The 279-nt window shown below is 54.5% G+C and carries 1 rRNA gene; it reads right to left on the bottom strand.

The features are described 5' to 3' along the window. Window positions 1-279: ribosomal RNA gene (locus tag ACTHSL_RS13510) — 16S ribosomal RNA — on the bottom strand; the annotation flags it as partial.

Genomic DNA, 279 nt, shown 5'->3' with positions numbered 1-279 from the left:
GTGTATAAGAGACAGGACTACTCGGGTATCTAATCCTGTTTGCTCCCCTAGCTTTCGCGCCTGAGCGTCAGTATTAGGCCAGATGGGCGCCTTCGCCACTGGTGTTCCTCCCGATATCAATGCATTTCACCGCTACACCGGGAATTCCCCCATCCTCTCCCATACTCAAGTCCTGCAGTCAGAGGTGCATTTCCCTGGTTGAGCCAGGGCCTTTCACAACTCTCTTACAGGACCGCCTGCACGCCCTTTACGCCCAGTAATTCCGAACAACGTTCGCTC

This window comes from Neisseria sp. P0008.S010 (genome assembly GCF_051962715.1).
Lineage (GTDB): Bacteria > Pseudomonadota > Gammaproteobacteria > Burkholderiales > Neisseriaceae > Neisseria > Neisseria elongata.
The sequence above is the reverse complement of the archived record's forward strand: the minus strand, read 5'-3'. Positions and strand labels throughout refer to the sequence as shown.